Genomic DNA, 4,271 nt, shown 5'->3' on the forward strand with positions numbered 1-4,271 from the left:
CTGAGCAAATGAGTGTTTCTTATTTGCTCCCTGTTCCCAGTTAAGAGTTCCCTGTTCCCCTCTTTTGTAATTCACATTACCATTACCCATAGTCTATTATGCTTTAGCTTTAGCTGCTTGAATGAACTTTTCTACTAAGGGGGCTACCTTATCAACATCCTGCCAACCGAGAATTTGTGTTACCTTTTTTTCCAAATTTTTATAACTACGGAAAAATTCGGCAATTTCTTCCAGTTTATGAGGGGCTATGTCTTTAAGGGACAATACATGAGCATAGCGCGGATCTTTATCGGGAACACAAAGAATTTTTTCATCGCGATCGCCACCATCAATCATTTCCAAATAACCAACCGGTCTAGCGGCAATAACGCAACCGGGAAATGTTGGCTCATCCATGATCACCATACCATCTAACGGATCGCCATCATCAGCCAAGGTATTGGGGATAAAACCATAATCATAAGGATACTTAACTGAAGAATAGAGAACCCGATCTAGGGCAAACGCTTGTAAATCCTTATCGTATTCGTATTTATTTTTACTTCCACCAGCAATTTCAATCAGGACATTAATTACACCTGGCTTTGGTTGGGCGGGAATCAAAGATAAATCCACAATAAAACTCCTTTACTAAAAGTGAATCAGCGGTAGCAGCCATTTTCGCTCCCAGTGTAATATCTTAAAACATTGTGGATCTCTTCCTCAACATTCCTTCTAAAATACTGGTAAATTTCATAAGAGAAATCCACAAAAAAGATGATCCTAGTGCTTACGCATTGACAAAGTTTTCTAAATATGTAATGTAGATTTTATCTCTTGTAGGGTGCGTCAGACCCAATAATTTGGTAAAAAACAGATTTCCTCTATCTGACGCACCCTACTCAATATGTAATGTGGATTTTATCTCTTGTAGGGTGCGTCAGACCCAATAATTTAGTGAGGGACTTCCAAGAAATAAATTATCCTGATTAACCAACCACGGAGGCGCAGAGGACACAGAGGAATAAGGGTTTGAGAGATTTTTGCGTTAGGTGGTTTATCGGTTGTTAAGAGATTGCTTCCTTTCACTCGCAATGACAACTCATGCAGCACAGGTTTATTAGAGACTTCCAATCAAAAAAATATCCCAAAATTTCTTGTGGTGCGGGACGAATTGCCCGCTAATCATCAAGGACGGGCAAGGATAAGGATGCCCATCCCACAAAATTGGATCATTTTTTTTGTGGAGTTCTCTAAATGACCCACAAAAAAGGCTCAAGAAGAAAACTCCCTACCCCTAATCCTCTGCTTTACAGCAAATTGTCATCAAACCCGGAACAAGAACCCCACCCCCAACCCCCTCCCCGCAAGCGATGAGGGGGCTAAGATGTACCTCATAAGATTGGAAATTGCTGTAAGTCTTAAATTCTGCTGTATATTCTAATCTCCACGAATAGGTAGATTGTAAGTTAAGGATGGTTGATTGTTTTCAACATTAACAGAAGAATAGTGGGCAATGATAAATACTGGTAAAGTGAGAGTGATCAAAGCGATCAGTGTTCCCACGATGTCTGCCAAACGCTGGGAATATGTATCGGAAGAATTGGCAGACGGGCTATTTAAATTCATACAAAGTTGCAATTAATTCAGAATCACGAGTAGGTTGACTCTCTGGAAAAGAGTGTCTATACTATTCTAACTATTTTTTTACTATAAACCGTAATGTCAGGGATGACTGACATTTTTGATCATTCAGAAATTCCGTAGGGGCGCAGGGCTTGCGCCCAGGGATTGATATATCCTGCGCCCCTAAATTGGTGATTACACCAAAACTATGCAGCTACTTTTTGTTCTGTAGTTGATTCTTCAGATTGTGGAGACTCTTGTTTTTCTTGATTTCCCTGTTCTGAATCACTGTTTGGTTGAACTAGTTGGAGGTGAATATTATTCACTTGATTAATGAATAGTTCTATTGCCTGACTTACTCTTTGTTGTTGTTTACCTTCTTCTGAAATATCATAACAACGATAGGCTGGGCTAATTCCCAAAATAAACTTTTCCTGTTCAGCTTCTAATAATTCAACGGCTTTGTTAGCAGCCATCCAATTTTTCTCAAAAGGAAATGAGGTAACGATACTAGCAACAATGGAAGCAACGGCTGGGCAAATAACAGGCAGCCATTTTAACCAACTTTGTCCTGCCTCTAATTTATCTACCAACACTAAAATCGGTGTCACACCTGACAAAATAACGGTAGAAATTTGCAAAACATAGTAAAGAGTTCTGGCAAGATTTCGAGAACTTTTATAGTCGTCAATCAACTCTTGACAATATTCTAAAGCTTTGGCTCGTGCTGGTAAAACTGTATTATAGTCCAATGTAGTACCATTGCTTAATAGAGATGTATAGAGTTCAGCTTTTTTGGAAAGCTCAGTTTTTTGTGATTCCTTTTTAGCATTATTTACCGATTGTCTATTGAAAAGAAATAAACCAATCGAAACAGTTAAAGCAACGGAGGCAGCAGTTACATATTGTGGATTACTAGAATCAACATAAATAATGAAGCCTGATGTTATCGCAACTGCGCCTAATAAGTAATCAATCAACTTGAAAAAAAACAACATATTTTTGCCTGGTGTAGTTATTGGGATAATGTTGAATTTGTGACTGAGAAAAGTTGTTGCAAAATGGTACTTTTACAATTACAAACAATGATGTATATTACACGAAAGTAACAATATTGACAAGTTGTACTAACTGTCAATATTGTCAATAGTATAATTTAACGCTTAAATAGCCGTGCTATATCTTTTGCGCGTACCTATGGCTAAGGTTAAAACCAAAAATGTTAAACCTCCTGCTAGATATAAAGGATAGCCATAGGTAATGGGTTGGGATTGGTGAACTATCATCCCCGCAATCACTGGACCAATACCGTTGGAAATACTTAAATAGGATGCGTTTAATCCTAATACAGTTCCCTGATCTTGTGGTCGAGCATTGAGAGAAATCAATGTACTAATCATGGGTTGGACTAGGGCATTAAAAAGCGCAAATAGGATGCTAACTACAATAAAATAATTGATGCTAGGCCAAACAGGCATTAACAAAAATGATAAACTGCGAACAAATAAGCCTAAAAATAATATCTTGACAACATTGAATTTACGACTGAGGACAGATACTCCCCAAGTTTGCATGATTACTCCTAATGTGCCAAAAACTAAAAATAAGAGTGTTAAAGATTTATTATTTTGATGTAAAACTTGGATAAAGTATGGTTGAAAGGCATAGGTGAACATGGTAAATGTTGTCCCGGTGCAAAAGTTAATGAATAATAAAATGCCAATTCCTGGCATGGCAAATCCTTTAATTAAATTTTCTAACCCTAAATCAAAGATATTCGTAGCCTTTGGAGATTTATTTTGTAAGGTTTCTGGTAATAAGAAGATTGTCATTAACATCGCTATCATAGCAACTGCACCGGAAACTAAAAATGCCGTTCCTAAAGAAATTTGCTGTGCTACTAAACTCATAACTGGACCAACAATAAATCCTAATCCCATCGCCGCACCATAAATCCCAAATGCCTGAGCGCGATTTTTTTGGCTGGTAACATCAGAAATAACGGCTTGGGCAACTGAAGCATTTCCACCTGTGATACCATCTAAAAATCTGGCGAAAAATAGTAATGTTGCTGTTGTCGCAGTTCCTGCGATAGTATTAGCAATTACTGTTCCTGCTAAACTGATTATTAATAATGGTTTCCGCCCAAATCTGTCGGAGAGTTTACCAATTACAGGAGTGGCGAAAAACTGAGCAATAGAATATGTTGAGAATAATAAACTGGTTTGGAAATCATTTAAACCAAATTGTTTACCATAAAGATAAATTATGGGGATGAGAATTGTAAAACTCAGGGAATTAATAAAGGCAATTAAGGCGGTAATCCAAAAAATTCGATTCATTTTTGATTAAATATATTTATCTTTAGTCATCTTACCATTGACCAGACTTTTACTTACTGCTCATAAAATTTAAATTACAGAGATTTCTTTGCAAGCCAGAAAAACACTTACATTCACGAGTTCATATTCAAATCCATAATGGACAATTCAAAATTATGGGTATGGGTGCATGGCATTCCTATTGGTATGATCCTTCCCATCTGTTACTGACGATTCCTTGGATTGGCTTTTTTTTGCCGATTTGTGGCGCTTATGTGGCTATTAATGTTTCATTTGCGATCGCTTAGGGACTTCCAAATAAAAAAATACTCAACCACCTAACGC

General features: G+C 37.3%; 5 protein-coding genes. 1 reads left to right on the forward strand and 4 read right to left on the reverse strand.

Features of this window, described 5'->3' with window-relative positions:
* Nucleotides 1-96: 96 nt before the first annotated feature.
* The 4 genes from FJR37_RS22650 to FJR37_RS22665 all read right to left on the reverse strand — a co-directional run bounded on the left by FJR37_RS22650 (nt 97) and on the right by FJR37_RS22665 (nt 3,947).
* Nucleotides 97-615 carry an inorganic diphosphatase gene (locus FJR37_RS22650; RefSeq protein ID WP_027404163.1) on the reverse strand — a complete coding sequence of 173 codons (519 nt, stop codon included), beginning with the start codon at nt 613-615 and terminating at the stop codon, nt 97-99.
* An 804-nt stretch (nt 616-1,419) separates the two neighbouring features.
* Nucleotides 1,420-1,608 carry a hypothetical protein gene (locus tag FJR37_RS22655; protein ID WP_053540023.1) on the reverse strand — a complete coding sequence of 63 codons (189 nt, stop codon included), beginning with the start codon at nt 1,606-1,608 and terminating at the stop codon, nt 1,420-1,422.
* Between the two features lie 203 nt (nt 1,609-1,811).
* Nucleotides 1,812-2,603 carry a DUF4231 domain-containing protein gene (locus FJR37_RS22660; RefSeq protein ID WP_168467186.1) on the reverse strand — a complete coding sequence of 264 codons (792 nt, stop codon included), beginning with the start codon at nt 2,601-2,603 and terminating at the stop codon, nt 1,812-1,814.
* Between the two features lie 165 nt (nt 2,604-2,768).
* On the reverse strand, nt 2,769-3,947 hold the full coding sequence (locus FJR37_RS22665) for an MFS transporter (protein ID WP_168467187.1): 1,179 nt from the start codon (nt 3,945-3,947) through the stop codon (nt 2,769-2,771).
* Nucleotides 3,948-4,102: 155 nt separating this feature from the next.
* Between FJR37_RS22665 and FJR37_RS27490 the strand changes: the two genes are divergently transcribed.
* Entirely contained in the window at nt 4,103-4,234 is a 132-nt protein-coding gene (locus FJR37_RS27490; protein WP_256366895.1) for a hypothetical protein, read from the forward strand.
* The last annotated feature ends 37 nt before the right edge of the window (nt 4,235-4,271 follow it).

Source organism: Aphanizomenon sp. UHCC 0183 (genome assembly GCF_009712065.1).
Classification (GTDB): domain Bacteria; phylum Cyanobacteriota; class Cyanobacteriia; order Cyanobacteriales; family Nostocaceae; genus Dolichospermum; species Dolichospermum heterosporum.